The sequence below is a fragment of the Acidovorax sp. Leaf160 genome (assembly GCF_001424265.1).
Lineage (GTDB): Bacteria > Pseudomonadota > Gammaproteobacteria > Burkholderiales > Burkholderiaceae_C > Paracidovorax.
The window spans coordinates 588583-603737 of sequence record NZ_LMOV01000023.1 but is presented as its reverse complement, the minus strand read 5'-3'; the positions used below and the strand labels follow the sequence as shown (position 1 = coordinate 603737).

17 protein-coding genes are annotated in these 15155 nt (G+C 67.3%); 12 read left to right on the top strand and 5 right to left on the bottom strand.

Annotated elements, in window-relative coordinates; all coding sequences use genetic code 11:
- Positions 1-20: 20 nt before the first annotated feature.
- From ASF94_RS13295 to ASF94_RS13280, 4 genes are all read left to right on the top strand, one after another.
- Complete coding sequence (locus ASF94_RS13295; RefSeq protein WP_056666993.1) at positions 21-803, top strand: ABC transporter ATP-binding protein; 783 nt, start codon at positions 21-23, stop codon at positions 801-803.
- 2 nt (positions 804-805) lie between these two features.
- The gene (locus ASF94_RS13290) at positions 806-1534 is read left to right on the top strand and encodes an ABC transporter ATP-binding protein (RefSeq protein ID WP_056666990.1); all 729 of its coding nucleotides are present in this window, start codon (positions 806-808) and stop codon (positions 1532-1534) included.
- Positions 1535-1877: 343 nt separating this feature from the next.
- Entirely contained in the window at positions 1878-2525 is a 648-nt protein-coding gene (locus tag ASF94_RS13285) for a DUF47 domain-containing protein (protein ID WP_056666988.1), read from the top strand.
- A gap of 37 nt (positions 2526-2562) precedes the next feature.
- The gene (locus ASF94_RS13280) at positions 2563-3573 is read left to right on the top strand and encodes an inorganic phosphate transporter (protein WP_056666985.1); all 1011 of its coding nucleotides are present in this window, start codon (positions 2563-2565) and stop codon (positions 3571-3573) included.
- Positions 3574-3707: 134 nt separating this feature from the next.
- On the opposite strand, the gene ASF94_RS13275 is transcribed toward ASF94_RS13280, so the two are convergent.
- Complete coding sequence (locus ASF94_RS13275; protein WP_056666982.1) at positions 3708-4154, bottom strand: NINE protein; 447 nt, start codon at positions 4152-4154, stop codon at positions 3708-3710.
- Positions 4151-4705: a GNAT family N-acetyltransferase gene (locus ASF94_RS13270; RefSeq protein ID WP_056666979.1), complete on the bottom strand. Its 555-nt coding sequence runs from the start codon at positions 4703-4705 to the stop codon at positions 4151-4153. Before ASF94_RS13270 ends, ASF94_RS13275 begins: the two co-directional genes overlap by 4 nt.
- Positions 4706-4828: 123 nt before the next feature.
- Between ASF94_RS13270 and rpsP the strand changes: the two genes are divergently transcribed.
- The 6 genes from rpsP (at position 4829) to ASF94_RS13240 (ending at position 9138) form a co-directional block, all read left to right on the top strand.
- On the top strand, positions 4829-5083 hold the full coding sequence (rpsP, locus tag ASF94_RS13265) for a 30S ribosomal protein S16 (RefSeq protein ID WP_056666976.1): 255 nt from the start codon (positions 4829-4831) through the stop codon (positions 5081-5083).
- A gap of 102 nt (positions 5084-5185) precedes the next feature.
- Complete coding sequence (rimM, locus tag ASF94_RS13260; RefSeq protein ID WP_056666973.1) at positions 5186-5758, top strand: ribosome maturation factor RimM; 573 nt, start codon at positions 5186-5188, stop codon at positions 5756-5758.
- 54 nt (positions 5759-5812) lie between these two features.
- Positions 5813-6586 (top strand): tRNA (guanosine(37)-N1)-methyltransferase TrmD, encoded by a 774-nt coding sequence (trmD, locus tag ASF94_RS13255; RefSeq protein ID WP_056666970.1) that lies wholly within the window; start codon positions 5813-5815, stop codon positions 6584-6586.
- Positions 6587-6708: 122 nt separating this feature from the next.
- The gene (gene rplS, locus ASF94_RS13250) at positions 6709-7113 is read left to right on the top strand and encodes a 50S ribosomal protein L19 (protein WP_056666967.1); all 405 of its coding nucleotides are present in this window, start codon (positions 6709-6711) and stop codon (positions 7111-7113) included.
- 183 nt (positions 7114-7296) lie between these two features.
- Complete coding sequence (locus ASF94_RS13245; RefSeq protein WP_056666964.1) at positions 7297-7965, top strand: CoA pyrophosphatase; 669 nt, start codon at positions 7297-7299, stop codon at positions 7963-7965.
- A gap of 165 nt (positions 7966-8130) precedes the next feature.
- Complete coding sequence (locus tag ASF94_RS13240) at positions 8131-9138, top strand: CobD/CbiB family protein (protein ID WP_056666962.1); 1008 nt, start codon at positions 8131-8133, stop codon at positions 9136-9138.
- Positions 9139-9245: 107 nt separating this feature from the next.
- Here the strand turns inward: ASF94_RS13240 and rsgA are convergent, their stop codons facing one another.
- The 3 genes from rsgA to ASF94_RS13225 are packed head-to-tail and all read right to left on the bottom strand — an operon-like array spanning position 9246 to position 11995.
- Entirely contained in the window at positions 9246-10283 is a 1038-nt protein-coding gene (gene rsgA / locus ASF94_RS13235) for a ribosome small subunit-dependent GTPase A (RefSeq protein ID WP_056666961.1), read from the bottom strand.
- Between the two features lie 24 nt (positions 10284-10307).
- Entirely contained in the window at positions 10308-10652 is a 345-nt protein-coding gene (locus tag ASF94_RS13230) for a 4a-hydroxytetrahydrobiopterin dehydratase (RefSeq protein ID WP_056666958.1), read from the bottom strand.
- A complete protein-coding gene (locus ASF94_RS13225) occupies positions 10649-11995 on the bottom strand; it encodes a M48 family metallopeptidase (protein ID WP_056666955.1) in 1347 nt (448 codons plus the stop codon). Before ASF94_RS13225 ends, ASF94_RS13230 begins: the two co-directional genes overlap by 4 nt.
- Positions 11996-12099: 104 nt before the next feature.
- Here ASF94_RS13225 and orn point away from each other — a divergent pair, with 104 nt between their 5' ends.
- Positions 12100-12696, top strand: coding sequence for an oligoribonuclease (orn, locus tag ASF94_RS13220; RefSeq protein ID WP_056666952.1), 597 nt, complete (start codon positions 12100-12102; stop codon positions 12694-12696).
- Positions 12697-13069: 373 nt separating this feature from the next.
- A complete protein-coding gene (locus ASF94_RS13215) occupies positions 13070-15037 on the top strand; it encodes a DEAD/DEAH box helicase (RefSeq protein ID WP_056666948.1) in 1968 nt (655 codons plus the stop codon).
- The last annotated feature ends 118 nt before the right edge of the window (positions 15038-15155 follow it).

Genomic DNA, 15155 nt, shown 5'->3' with positions numbered 1-15155 from the left:
ACACCACGGAAAGAACAGCAATGGCAGAAAATTCCAACGATGTGGTGCTGAAGGTCGCCGGCATTTCCAAGCGGTTCGGCGGCCTGCAGGCCCTGTCCGACGTCGGCATCACCATCCAGCGCGGCCAGGTCTACGGCCTGATCGGCCCGAACGGCGCCGGCAAGACGACCTTCTTCAACGTCATCACCGGGCTCTATACGCCCGACAGCGGCAGCTTCGCGCTGGCCGGCAAGCCCTACGAACCCACGGCGGTGCACGAAGTGGCGAAGGCGGGTATCGCCCGCACGTTCCAGAACATCCGCCTCTTCGCCGACATGACGGCGCTGGAGAACGTGATGGTGGGCCGGCACATCCGCACCCAGTCCGGGCTGCTGGGTGCCGTGTTCCGCACCAAGAAGTTCAAGCAGGAAGAACAGGAGATCCGTGTCCGCGCGCAGGAGCTGCTCGACTATGTGGGCATCGGCAAGTTCGCCGACTACAAGGCGCGCACGCTGAGCTACGGCGACCAGCGCCGGCTGGAGATCGCCCGCGCCCTGGCCACCGATCCGCAGCTGATCGCTTTGGACGAACCCGCAGCCGGCATGAACGCCACCGAGAAGGTGCAGCTGCGTGAACTGATCGACCGCATTCGCCGCGACAACCGCACCATCTTGCTGATCGAGCACGATGTGAAGCTGGTGATGGGGCTGTGCGACCGCGTGACGGTGCTCGACTACGGCAAGCAGATCGCCGAAGGCCATCCGGTCGACGTGCAGAAGAACGAAAAAGTGATCGAGGCCTATCTGGGCACCGGAGGACATTGAGCATGGTGGCGAAATCGAACAACGTATTGCTGTCCATCAAGGGGCTCAAGGTCGCCTACGGCGGCATCCAGGCCGTCAAGGGAGTGGACTTCGAGGTGCGGGAAGGTGAGCTGGTCTCGCTGATCGGCTCCAACGGCGCTGGCAAGACCACCACCATGAAGGCGATCACCGGCACGCTGCCTTTCGCCGACGGCGACATCGAATACCTGGGCAAGAGCATCAAGGGCCAGGGCGCCTGGGACCTGGTCAAGAAGGGCCTGGTGATGGTGCCGGAAGGCCGCGGCGTGTTCGCGCGCATGACCATCACCGAGAACCTGCTGATGGGCGCCTACATCCGCAACGACAAGGCCGGCATCCAGGCGGACGTGGAAAAGATGTTCACCATCTTCCCGCGCCTGCGCGAGCGTAAGGACCAGCTGGCCGGCACCATGTCGGGCGGCGAGCAGCAGATGCTGGCCATGGGCCGCGCGCTGATGAGCCAGCCCAAGGTGCTGCTGCTGGACGAGCCTTCCATGGGCCTGTCGCCCATCATGGTGGACAAGATCTTCGAGGTGGTGCGTGACGTGTACGCCCTGGGCGTGACCATCGTGCTGGTCGAGCAGAACGCGAGCCGCGCGCTGGCCATCGCCGACCGGGGCTACGTGATGGAGTCCGGCCTGATCGGCATGACCGGTGCGGGGCAGGACCTGCTGAGCGATCCGCGCGTGCGCGCCGCCTACCTGGGCGAGTGACGCCGGCAGGCGGTCCGGCCGGGGCTGGCCCGGGCTCCCACGATGAAGGCACTCCACGGAGTGCCTTTTTTTTGGCTAGGCCGGGAAGGCGGTAGTGCGTGCCCCCCCCGGTCGGGGTCAGTTGTCCTGCGCTTGCTGTCCTGTGCGCTTGGAGCCGGGTGTCTAGGGCCCTCAGGGCAGCCACCCGCCGGTCCGGTGGCTTGGAGAAGCTCTTTGTAGGCCCGCTCCGACAGGGGACGGCCGCGGTTAAACTCCCGCCTTTCGCCGTTCTCGTCACACCAAAGTCACGGCGACGTCATGTTCTTGTCGTAGTTCGCAGGCCGCGGCCTGCCCAGGAGTTCGCATGTTGTTTGGAAAGCTGTTGCCCCGCGAGGGCAATTTTTTCGAGATGTTCAACCAGCATGCGGACCGCATCGTCGAAGCGGCCCGGGCGTTCTCGCAACTGGTGGCCAACTACAACGACCCCCATCTGCGCGACCGCTACAACCAGGACGTGGACAACGCCGAGCGTGCGGCCGACCGGGTGACCCATGAAGTCAACCGCACGCTGCACAAGACCTTCATCACCCCCATCGACCGTGAGCAGATCCACTCGCTCATCAACACGATGGACGACGTCGCCGACCTCATCCAGGACTCGGCCGAAACCATGGCGCTGTACGACGTACGGCACATGACGGAGGAGATCACGCGCCTGACGGACATCAGCGTGCGCTGCTGCGAGCGGCTGCGCGACGCCGTGAAGCTGCTGGACAAGATCGCCGAGCCGGCCGTGGCCGAGGCCGCCCTGAAGACCTGTGAGGAGATCGACCGGCTGGAGTCCGACGCCGACCGCGTGATGCGCGCTGCCATGAGCAAGCTCTTCCGCGAGGAGCCCGACGTGCGCGAGGTCATCAAGCTCAAGGCCATCTATGAGCTGCTGGAGACGATCACCGACAAGTGCGAAGACGTCGCCAACCACATCGAGGGCATCATCCTCGAGAACTCCTGAGGTCGCGGCGGCTCCCGTCTGATTCGGATCTTTCACCATGGAAACCGTACAAACCGCCCTCTGGGTCGTGATGCTGCTCGTCGCACTGGCCATTCTGTTCGACTTCATGAACGGCTTTCACGATGCGGCCAACTCCATCGCCACCGTCGTATCGACCGGCGTGCTCAAGCCGGGGCAGGCCGTGGTGTTCGCGGCGTTCTTCAACTTCGTCGCCATCTTCGTCTTTCACCTGAGCGTGGCGGCCACCATCGGCAAGGGCATCGTGCAGCCGGGCGTGGTGGACACGCATGTGATCTTCGGCGCCCTGGTGGGCGCCATCAGCTGGAACCTGATCACCTGGTACTACGGCATTCCCAGCAGCTCCTCGCATGCGCTGATCGGCGGCATCGTGGGCGCGGTGATCGCCAAGGCCGGCGCGGGTGCATTGATCTCGGCCGGCATCTTGAAGACCGTGGCGTTCATCTTCGTGTCGCCGCTGCTGGGCTTTTTGCTCGGCTCGCTGATGATGGTGGCGGTGGCCTGGATCTGCCGCCGCGCCCGACCGGGCAAGGTGGACAAGTGGTTCCGCCGTCTGCAGCTGGTGTCGGCGGGTGCCTATAGCCTGGGCCACGGCGGCAACGACGCGCAAAAGACCATCGGCATCATCTGGCTGCTGCTGATCGCGACCGGGTATGCGTCGGCGAGCGATGCCTCGCCGCCGACCTGGGCCATCGTCGCCTGCTATGCAGCCATCGGCCTGGGCACCATGTTCGGCGGCTGGCGCATCGTCAAGACCATGGGCCAGAAGATCACCAAGCTCAAACCCGTGGGCGGCTTCTGCGCGGAAACCGGCGGCGCGATGACGCTCTTCGTCGCCACGGCGCTCGGCATCCCGGTGTCCACCACCCACACCATCACCGGCGCCATCGTCGGGGTGGGGTCCACGCAGCGCGCCAGCGCGGTGCGCTGGGGCGTGGCGGGCAACATCGTCTGGGCTTGGATCCTGACGATTCCAGCCAGCGCCTTCGTGGCGGCCATCGCCTACTGGGTCAGCCTGCAGCTTTACTGACCGGGTGCGGTGTTCTGTGGTTTGCTATTAATTTAATAGCAATCAGTGCTTATTCCATAAGCGCTGGAAGCACAAAACACCTGAAATGTGCGGGAGCCGCAGCGCGTAGCGGCTCCTGAGCGGCTGCTCAGCGGCTACTGCGAGATCTTGCGCGCTTCCTCGATCTGGTATTCGAAGTACCGCTGAAAGCTGAACGCCAGGCTGGCCATCAGCACGGTCGTGCCCACCAGCAGCGACAGCGCGATCGCGAAGATGGTGAACCACTGCGTGCGGCCGGACGGGGCGTCCGGCGCGGCGGACGGGTTGAAGCGCGCGTTCCAGCGCTCCGGCGTCATCAGGCCATACAGAATGGCCCGCAAGGCGCAGCCGGCGATGGTGAAGCCCAGGAGCGGAATCAGCAGCCAACTGAGGTGGTCGTCCTGCCCCATGGCCTGCACCCGCTGGATGCCGTAGACGCCCAGCGCGGTGGGAATCGGCAGCAGCCAGCCCAGCCAGTCGCCCAGCCCGTGCAGGTAGAAGCGGTGCAGCCCGAGGGGGCCGCCGACGAAGGCCAGCCAGGCGGCGACCGTCTTGTTCTTCATAGGGGAATGCCGTGCGCTGCGGGGCTGGCCGCATCGGGCAACTGGCTGTCGCCGGCGCCCAGGGCTTTTTCCATCAGAACCACGTCGCGCCAGGCGCCGAACTTCCAGCCCACCGATCGCATGACGCCGATTTGCGTGAAGCCGGCCGAGCGGTGCACGCCGACCGAGCCCTGGTTGGCGGAGTCGCCGATCACCGCCAGCAGCTTGCGCACGCCGGCCGATTCGGCTGCCTCGCAGAGCGCTGCGAGCAAGGTGCGGCCCAGGCCCAGCCCGCGCGCGGCGTCGGCCACGTAGATGGAGTCTTCGGCCGAGAAACGGTAGGCCGGCCGGGGCTTGAACCAGTTGCAGTAGGCAAAACCCAACACCTCGCCGTCCTGCTCCGCCACCAGGTAGGGCAGGCCCCGGCTCAGCACGTCGGCGCGGCGCGTGGTCATGTCGGCCGCAGTGGGCGGGGTGGTTTCGAAGGTGCCCGTGCCGTGCAAGACGTGGTGGGCGTAGATGGCGGTGATGGCGGCGATGTCTTCGTCGCGGCTGGGTCGAATGAGTGGCATGGACAAGATGAGGATATAATCGCGGACTTTGCAGCGTGTCGCTGGCCGGGTGGCCATGTCGCGTGTCTCAAACGCAGCAAAAACTTCTGCAGCCAGTGTGCTGCGCCACCCGAAGGATTCATTATGGTCGTGATTCGGCTCTCCCGCGGAGGCTCCAAAGGCCGTCCGTTCTTCAACATCGTCGTTGCCGACAAGCGCGTTCGCCGCGACGGCCGCTTCATCGAACGCCTGGGTTTCTACAACCCCACGGCCAAGGAAAGCGAAGAAGGCCTGCGCATCGCTCAGGACCGCCTGACGTACTGGAAGAGCGTGGGTGCCCAGGCATCCCCCACCGTGGATCGCCTGATCAAGCAAGCTGCTGCCAAGCAAGCTGCCTGATCGATCTGCACTCCTGAAAAGGGGCGGGCTCCGTTGGTTCTGCTGACGGGCTCCGCCCCTTTTCCTTTGCCTCTTTCGTTGTTCACCGATCGCTGATCCGCCATGCCCCAGTTGCCCGTCCTCGAAGCCGCAGAACTGCCCTCCGACGCCGTCGAGATCGGACGCGTCGCCGATGCGTGGGGCGTGAAGGGCTGGTTCAAGGTGCTGCCGTACAGCGCCTCGCCCGAAGCGTTGCTGTCCGCCAAGCGCTGGTACCTGCAGCCGGCCGAGAAGGGCGCCAAGAGCTTCTTCACCGGCACCGTGGCCCTGGCAGTGCGCCAGGCGCGCGCGCATTCCGATTCCATCGTGGCCATGGCGGACGGGGTGGCCGACCGCGACGCGGCCGAGGCACTGCGCGGTGCCCGCATCTTCGTGCCACGCTCGGGCTTCCCGGCGGCGGAGGAGGGCGAGTTCTACTGGGTCGACCTGATCGGCCTGGACGTGGTGAACCGCGAAGGCGTGGCGCTGGGCACCGTGCGCGAACTGATGGCGACCGGTCCACAAACCACCCTGGTGCTGGGCTATGAGCACGAAGGCAAGACGCTGGAGCGCATGATTCCCTTCGTATCCGCCTTCATCGACCAGGTTCAGCTGCCCGAGCGCCGCATCCTCGTCGACTGGCAACCCGACTACTGACACCTGGCCTGCCGCAGCCGCCGCGCCCCCTGCGGCGGGCCGGCCTTCAAGCCCATGCGCTTCGACATCATCACCCTGTTCCCCGAGCTGTTCGCGCCCTTTCTGGTGAGCGGCGTGACGCGGCGCGCCTATGCCAGCGGGCAGGTCGACGTGCGCCTGTGGAACCCGCGTGATCATGCCGAAGGCAACTACCGCCGCATCGATGACCGCCCGTTCGGCGGCGGCCCGGGCATGGTGATGATGGCCGAGCCGCTGGCCCGGTGCCTGGCCGCCATCCGTGCCGACCATGCTGCCGCCGCAGCGCCGGGCTCCGCGGTGCCGCTGGTGCTGTTCTCCCCCATCGGGCAGGCGCTCGACCATGCCGGCGTGTCGGACTGGGCGGCCGGGCCGGGCGCCATCCTGCTGTGCGGGCGCTATGAAGGCATCGACCAGCGCTTCATCGACGCGCATGTCGACGTGCAGCTGAGCCTGGGCGACTTCGTGCTGTCGGGGGGCGAGATCCCGGCGATGGCGCTGATCGACGCCGTGGCCCGGCTGCAGCCGGGCGTGCTGGGCGACGAGGGCAGCCACCAGCTGGACAGCTTCAACCCCGCTCTGGACGGCCTGCTCGACTGCCCGCATTACACCCGCCCGGAAGCGTGGGCCGGCCGTGCCGTGCCCGCGCCGCTGTTGTCCGGCCACCACGCCCAGATCGAACGCTGGCGGCGCGATCAGCGCCTGACGCTGACCGCGCGCCACCGCCCCGACCTGCTGGCCGCCGCCCGCGCGCAGGGGCTGCTCAGCCGCGCCGATGAAGCGGTTGTCGCGCAGCAGGCCGGGTTGCTATAATCGCGGGCTCTTTCGATCCTCTGGCCGGCCGCTGCGCAACCGCAACGTTCCTGCAGCCTTTAAGGCGCCAATCCTGGCGCCCCTGCCAATCCTGGCGCGGACATGATCGCAGGTGAATCAACATGAATCTGATCCAGACCCTCGAGCAGGAAGAAATCGCCCGCTTGAACAAGACCATTCCCGAATTCGCTCCTGGTGACACCGTCATCGTGAGCGTGAACGTGGTTGAAGGTACGCGCAAGCGCGTGCAGGCTTACGAAGGCGTGGTGATCGCCAAGCGCAACCGTGGCCTCAACAGTGGCTTCACGGTGCGCAAGATCTCCAGCGGCGAAGGCGTGGAACGTACGTTCCAGACCTACAGCCCGCTGATCGCCGGCATCGAAGTCAAGCGCCGCGGCGACGTGCGCCGTGCCAAGCTGTACTACCTGCGCGACCGCAGCGGCAAGTCGGCCCGTATCAAGGAAAAGCTGCCAGCGCGCGTCAACAAGACGCAAGCGGCTGCAGCAGCGCCCGCAACGGCCGCCTGATCGGCCCCGGGGCTGCGAAGCCCCCCGCCCGCCAACGGGTTCCAGCCGCTACCGCGCAAGCCGTAGCGGCTTTTTCGTTTCCTGGCGACGTATCTTCTGGAGTGTTCTGTCGTGACCCTGCCGCCTTCCGCTTCGCTGCCGCCCGTCACTCCCGTCTCGTCGGTCATCCCACCGGTCGCGCGCATGCCCTCCTTCGACCCGCGCAGCGTGCCGATCGCCGGGGTCGACGCGCACCTGCCCGCCGTGCCGCTGGACGCGCAGACACCGGCCGCGCTGCGCGAGCGCTTTGCGCGCACCTTGGATTGGATGCCCGAGGTGGTGCTGGAGCGGTCCTTCACCGACAGGGCCCCGTCGCATGCGGCGGTGCTCGTGCCCATCGTGCTGCGGGAGCGGCCGACCGTCCTGCTCACCGAGCGCACCGCGCACCTGTCCCAGCACTCCGGCCAGGTGGCCTTCCCGGGCGGTCGCTCGGACCCGGAAGACGCCGACGCCGCCGCGACCGCGCTGCGCGAAGCCTGGGAGGAGGTCGGGCTGGAAGCCCGCTTCGTCGAGGTGCTGGGCGCCTTGCCCACCTACGTGACGGGCAGCGCGTTCATCATCACGCCTGTGGTGGCACTGGTGCAGCCCGATTGCGTGCTGCGGCCCAACCCCTACGAGGTGGCGGACGTGTTCGAGGTGCCGCTCGACTTCCTGCTCGACCCGGCGCACCACCAGCGTCACCGGCTGCAGTGGGAGGGCGCGGAGCGCGAGTGGTTCGCCATGCCCTATGCCGACGGCGACAAGGAGCGCTACATCTGGGGCGCCACCGCCGGCATGCTGCGCAACTTCTACCGGTTCATGATCGCCCCGTAGGCCGTCCAGTCAGCGGTGCTTCCATCGCCATGCCGCAGCTCCCTCGCGGCATGGTGGGCGCTCAGCCGAGCCCTTAACCTGGGCAGGCGGCGGGCGCCCGTGCCGGTTCCCTCCTGCGACGCCAGTGCGGCAGTGCGCTGGAGTGCATCGCTATCATTGCGCCCCATGAGTTTCTTCGCCATCTTGTTCGCGCTCCTCATCGAGCAGGCACGCCCGCTGGCCCGAACCAACACCATCCACGCCGGCGTACGCGCCTGGGGCCTGTCGGTGCGGCGCAATTTCGACACGGGCGGCATGCGCCACGGCTGGGTCGCGTGGAGTCTGGCGGTGGTCGTGCCGACGCTGGTCGCGCTGGCCGTGCACTGGGCGTTGATGCACTGGATCGGCTGGCCGGTCGCGATGCTCTGGAACGTGGCGGTGCTCTATGTCACGCTGGGTTTCCGGCAATTCAGCCACCACTTCACCGGCATCCGCGATGCGCTGGAAGAAGGCAACGAAAGCCTGGCCCGCGCACAGCTGGCGGCCTGGCAGCAGGTGGATGCGCGCGACCTGCCGCGCAGCGAGATCGTGCGGCATGTGATCGAGTACTCGGTGATCGCGGCCCATCGCCATGTGTTCGGCGTGCTGGCCTGGTTCTCGATCCTGGCCGCGCTGGGGCTGGGACCGGCTGGCGCGGTGTTCTACCGGCTGGCCGAATTCGTCGCCCGGCACTGGGGCGAGCGCACGGTGCTGGTGAGTGCCCACCCGCCCAGCCCGGCCCTGCAGGAGGCCGCGGCCCGGGCCTGGACGGCCATCGACTGGTTGCCCGCCCGCCTGACGGCGCTGAGCTTCGCGGCGGTGGGCAGCTTCGAGGAGGCCATCGATGGCTGGCGCTTCCACGCGCAGCGCTTTCCGAATGACAACGACGGGGTGGTGCTGGCCGCCACCGCCGGCGCCATCAACGTGCGCCTGGGCGGCGAGGCGCTGCGCGCACGGGCTGACGTGGACCCGCAGGTGCCGCTGATCGATCTGGCCGCGGCCGATGCCGCAGCGGCGCAAGCCGACAGCGACAGCACTCCAGGCCGCGCACCCGAGGTGGGCCACCTGCGCAGCGTGGTCGGGCTGGTGTGGCGCTCGGTCGTGGTCTGGATGCTGCTGCTGGCGCTGCTGACGCTGGCGCGCCTGCTGGGCTGAGTCGTCACCGCCGCTGTGGATTTTGTGCTATAAAAAATATAGCAATATCCCGTTGTTCTGTGAGCGCTGGAGGCTGTTTTTATGCTTGATCCAGCGCTTCCTCCGGCCTACCAGCGCCGCGTTTCGCTCAACTCCGCGAACAGGTTCGCGTAGATCTGGTAGCGGTTCAGACTGATGGCTCCTGGCCCGGTGCGGGCCTCGCCTTCCAGCCCGTCGACATGCGCCATCACCCTGCAGCCCGGCTCGTGCAGGTGGGTGCAGTTGTAGAACTTGCAGTGCTGCGCATGCTGGCCGATGTCGGGCATGTAGCGCGGCAGGTCCGCCGGGCCGATGTGGTGCAGGCCGAATTCCTGGAAGCCCGGTGAATCGATGAGGGCGGTGGTGCGCTCTTGCGGGTCCACCCAGTAGAGGCTGGTGCTGGTGGTGGTGTGCTTGCCGGAATTGAGCGCCTGCGAGATCTCGCCGGTCAGCACCGTGGCGCCCGGCACCAGCAGGTTGATCAGCGTGCTCTTGCCCGAGCCCGACGGCCCCAGCACCAGCGTCGTCTTGCCGCGCAGGTGCTCCAGCAGCGCCTGGCGATCGACCTCCGCAGACATCGAGAGCGAAAGCGACAGCACGCCGTAGCGATTGAAGGCGGGGGCATCGGTTTCGGGCTCTGCGCGGGTACTCGCGCCGGCACCTGCGGCGGTCTCGCCCCGCGGCGAGCCGGGCATGTGCCGGTAGGGCAGCAGCCGCTCCCAGGCGCGGGCGAAGGGCTCGACCAGGTCGCTCTTGTTGAGCGCGATGATCGGCCGGATCTGCTCGGCCTCGGCGGCGATCAGGGCGCGCGCCAGCTGGCTCTCCGAGAACACCGGCTCGGCCGCGATCAGGATCAGCACCTGGTCGAGATTGGCCGCAAACGACTTGGTGCGGATCTCGTCCTGGCGATAGAAGAGGTTGCGCCGCTCCTGCACCCGCTCGATCGTGCCCTCGTCGCCCTGGCCCGGCGCGGGCAACTGCCAGAGCACGCGGTCGCCCACCACGGCCTGGCTCTTCTTGCCGCGAGGGTGGCAGATGCGGCGGGCGCCGTCGGGCGATTCGACCAGGCAGTGGCGGCCGTGGCTGGCAACGACCAGGCCGTCGAAGAGGGCGCTGCGTTCAGCCATGGCATGCCGGCAGGGCGAAGTCCATCATGCGGCGGCGAGCAGGGCGTCGAAACGCGCTGCGCAGTCGATGTCGGTGGCGGAGATGCCGTGCACGTCGTGCGTGTTCAGGCGCACGACGCAGCGGTTGTAGTGCACCGACAGGTCGGGGTGGTGGTCCTGCGCGTTGGCGATGAACGCCACCGCGTTCACGAACGAGATGGTCTCGTAGTAGTTGGCGAAGTGGTAGGTCTTCTCGATCGCCACGGCGTCACCGTCGCCGCTCAAGGTCCAGCCCTGCAGGTCGGCCAGGCGGGCGACGACCTCGGTGGCGGTGAGCGCGCGGCGCGCCTGCTGGGACCAGTCTTTCTTGGGGAGCATGGAAGTCGTCATGTGGAGTATCCGGGGGTGGCCGCGGTGTTCGCCGTGGCGATGGGCATGCGCGCCAGCCGTTCGACGGCCGGCGGGTGCGAGTAGTAGAACTTCACGTACACCGGGTCGGGTGTCAGCGTGGAGGCGTTGTCTTCGTAGAGCTTGAGCAGGGCCGTCGCCAGGTCGCGGCCATCCGCCTGGGCCATGGCGTAGGCATCGGCTTCGAATTCATGGCGGCGCGACAGTTGCGCGAAGAGCGGCGAGATGAAGACCGTGAACACCGGCGCCGCCAGCAGGAAGAGCAGCAGGGCCAGTGCGTCGTTGGGCGCGGATCCGGCCACGCCTTCCAGCATCAAGTTGGGCACGACACCCAGGCCGGTATAGAACCAGACCTGCGTGCTCAGCCAGCCCAGCAGCGCGAAACCCGCCAGGCTGAGTGCGAACAGGCCGGCGATGCGCTTGACGATGTGGCGGTGCTTGAAGTGCCCGAGCTCATGGGCCAGCACGGCCTCGACCTCGCCCACGTTCAACTGGCGCAGCAGCGTGTCGTAGAACACCACCCGCTTGGCGGCGCCGAACCCGGTGAAGTAGGCGTTGGCATGGGCGCTGCGCCGGCTGCCGTCCATCACGAACAGGCCCTTGGCGGCAAAGCCGCAGCGTTGCATCAGCGCGGTGACGCGTTCCTTCAGCGAAGCGTCTTCCAGGGGCTTGAACTGGTTGAAGAACGGCGCGATGAACAGCGGGTAGATCACCATCAGCAGCAGGTTGAACGCCATCCAGGCGCCCCATGCCCACAGCCACCAGAAAGCGCCGGCCGCGCCCATCAGCCAGAGGATGAGGGAGGCGATGGGCAGCCCGATGGCGGCCCCCATCAGCGTGGACTTGGCCAGGTCGGCCAGCCAGAGGCGGGGCGTCATCTTGTTGAAGCCGAAGCGTTGCTCGATCACGAAGGTCTGGTAGAGCGTGGCCGGCAGATCGATCAGGCCGCTGATGGCCGCGAAGGCCGCCAGCAGCGCGAGCTGCTGCACCATGCCGCCGCCCAGCCAGGTCAGCAGGGCGCGGTTCAGCGCATCGAGCCCGCCCAGCAGTGTCCAGCCCAGCAGCACGGCGGCGGACAGCGCCATCTCCAGCAGGCTGAAACGCGCCTTGGCGACGGTGTAGTCGGCCGCTTTCTGGTGCGCCGCCAGTGGAATGCGGCCCGCGAACGCGGCCGGCACGGTGGAGCGGTGTTGCGCGACGTGGCGGATCTGGCGCGAAGCAAGCCACAGGCGCAGCGCCAGTCCGGCGAGCAGCGCCGCAGCGAAGACCAGCGTCAGCAGCACCGATGGCGACAGCAGGGAGGGGGCGGGGGTGGAGGGCGGCATGTGCGCTGGAGTGTAGAGCCTCGGGATAGCACCGGCGCTCAGCGCAGGAATGGCGGCAGGCGTCCCGGCCCGCCCTCGGCTCCCTATCAGCGACAATCCCCGCCATGTCCGAGACCGCTGCTTCTTCCCCGCCCGAAACGCCCCCGCTGCCCACCCTGTCCAAGTCCGACCAGAACCTGGTCTGGCTGGATTGCGAGATGACCGGGCTCAACCCCGATACCGACCGCCTGCTCGAGATCGCCGTGGTCGTGACCGGCCCGCAACTGGAGCCGCGCATCGAAGGCCCGGTGTTCGCGATCCACCAGTCCGACGAATTGCTGAACGGCATGGACGCCTGGAACAAGGGTACCCACGGCCGCAGCGGCCTGATCGAGAAAGTGCGCGCTTCCACCGTCACCGAAGCGGACGCGGAGCGCCAGATCATCGAGTTCCTGGCGCGTTACGTACCCAAGGGCACGGCGCCCATGTGCGGCAACAGCATCGGCCAGGACCGGCGCTTTCTGGTGCGCTACATGCCCAAGCTGGAGACGTTCTTCCACTACCGGAACATCGACGTCAGCACCCTCAAGGAGCTGGCCAAGCGCTGGAAGCCCGAGGCGTATTCGTCCTTCAAGAAGGCCCAGCGCCACACGGCGCTGGCCGACGTGCACGAGTCGATCGACGAAATGGCGCATTACCGCACCCATCTGCTGTCGGTGTAGGGACGGGCGCGCGCTCCCCGAATCACCGCGCCGCCATCCCGATTGCCAGCGCCCACTGGCCGCTCGGTTCGTGAAGAGGGTTGCTAGCCGATGGATGTGCGGCAGCCATTGCGGGAAAACCCCAGGCGTGCCATAATCGACGACTTGCGTGATTGGGCCATGGCCCAGAGCCATGTGGCATCACGCAGTTTGTGCATCTCCCTTCACACACCGGGCCCGCGGGCAGTTGATCTTCTCAGCTGCATCTTTCCGCGCAAATGCCCACCTGCTCTGCACCTTGCAGCGCTGGTTTCGTTTGATGGTTGATGTTTTTTAACCATTGACGAGACCTCCCTCAGGCCACGCCTGCGGTTGTTTTCGTGTGAGAAAAAATATGACTGACACTTTCCAAGTGCAGGGCGAATTCGCGCCTGCTGATACTTCCGTGGCCGCTGCTGACACCGCCGTGTCGCAACAGGCTGAAACTGCTGTGTTTGCCGCAGAGCAAGCCAGCCCCGCTGCGCAGACCGAAGGCGCGTCCATGGACGCCGTGCAGGCCGAGCCCAACGGCTTCGTCGAACTGGGCCTGGCGCCCGAACTGGTGCAGGCCGTGGCCGATCTGGGCTACACCCAGCCGACCCAGGTGCAGGCCCGAGCCATTCCCCTGGCCATGGGCTCGGGCGACGCTGCTGCCCGCTTCATCGACCTGATGGTGTCCAGCCAGACCGGCAGCGGCAAGACGGCAGCGTTCCTGCTGCCCGTGCTGCACACCCTGATCCAGGAACAGGCTGCTGCCGATGCCGCCGCCCGTGCCGAGTTCGACAAGGCCGCCGCCGAGGCCCTGGCACGCGGTGAAGCGCCTCCGAAACGCGCCAAGCGCAAGGATCCGACCAACGCCCGCAATTTCAAGGCCGCCACGCCCGGCGCACTGATCCTGTGCCCGACGCGCGAACTCGCCCAGCAGGTGGCGCATGACGCCATCGAGCTGGTCAAGCACTGCCGCGGCCTGCGCGTGGCCAACGTGGTCGGTGGCATTCCCTACCAACTGCAGATCGCCAAGCTGCAGAACGCCAACCTGGTGGTGGCCACGCCCGGCCGCCTGCTCGACCTGCAGCGCTCGATGCAGATCAAGCTCGACCAGGTCAAATTCCTGGTGGTGGACGAAGCCGACCGCATGCTCGACCTGGGCTTCTCCGATGACCTGGCCGACATCAACCAGCTGACCAGCCAACGCCAGCAGACCATGATGTTCAGCGCCACGTTCGCGCCGCGCATCCAGCAACTCGCCATGCGCGTGATGCACGACGGCGGCTCGCAAGTGCAGAAGGTGCAGATCGACAGCCCGCAGGAAAAGCACGCCAACATCAAACAGATGCTGTTCTGGGCCGACAACGCCCAGCACAAGCGCAAGCTGCTGGACCACTGGCTGCGCGATACGTCGATCAACCAGGCCATCGTGTTCGCCAGCACCCAAGTGGAGTGCGACGGCCTGGCCAACGACCTGCAGCAGGAAGGCTTCTCGGCCGTGGCACTGCATGGTGCCCTGAGCCAGGGCCTGCGCAACCGCCGCCTGATGGCGCTGCGCGGCGGCCAGGTGCAGATCCTGGTGGCGACCGACGTGGCAGCCCGCGGCATCGACGTGCCCACGATCACCCACGTGTTCAACTACGGCCTGCCGATGAAGGCCGAGGACTACACCCACCGCATCGGCCGCACGGGCCGCGCGGGCCGCGACGGCCTGGCCGTCACGTTCGCCGAGTTCCGCGACCGCCGGAAGATCTTCGATATCGAAGGCTACAGCCGTCAGCAGTTCAAGTCGGAAGTGGTGCCGGGCCTGGAGCCCCAGCAACGTGCACCCCAGGCACGCCCCGAGTTCGGCGGCCGTGGCGGTTCGCGCGACGGTGGCGGCTTCCGCGGTGGCGATCGTCGCCCCTCCGGCGGCGGTGCCGGCCGTGGCGGCTTCGGCGGTGGCTTCGGCGACCGCGGTGGTGACCGTTTCAACAACAACAACGGCGGCGACCGTTTCGGCCGCGGCGCTCCTGCCGGCCGTGACGGTGGTGGCTACCAGGGCGGTGGTCAGTTCGCTTCCCGTGGCGACGACCAGCGCGGTGGCGGCGGCTTCGGCGGCGGCGCACGCCGTGACGGCGAAGGCTATGGCCGCAAGCCCGGCTTCGGCGACCAGCCCCGTGGCGGGTTCGGCGACCAGCCACGCGGCGGCTTCGGCGGTGCCCGTTCGGAAGGCGGCGGCCGGGGTGGCGATTTCGCTCCCCGCAAGCCTGCCTTTGCCAAGCCCGGCGTGGGTGGCCCGAAGCCCTTCGCCCCGCACGACGCCCGCAAGCGCCCTGCGCGGCCCGCACGCTGAGCGCCTGAGTCGCTCCGCTCCCTGAAAAGCCAGCCCTTGAGGCTGGCTTTTTCATGGGCGCCCGCCAGCCAGGGCGGGGGAGCCGATGGGCCGGGCAATAATTCGCCCCTGCGGTTCC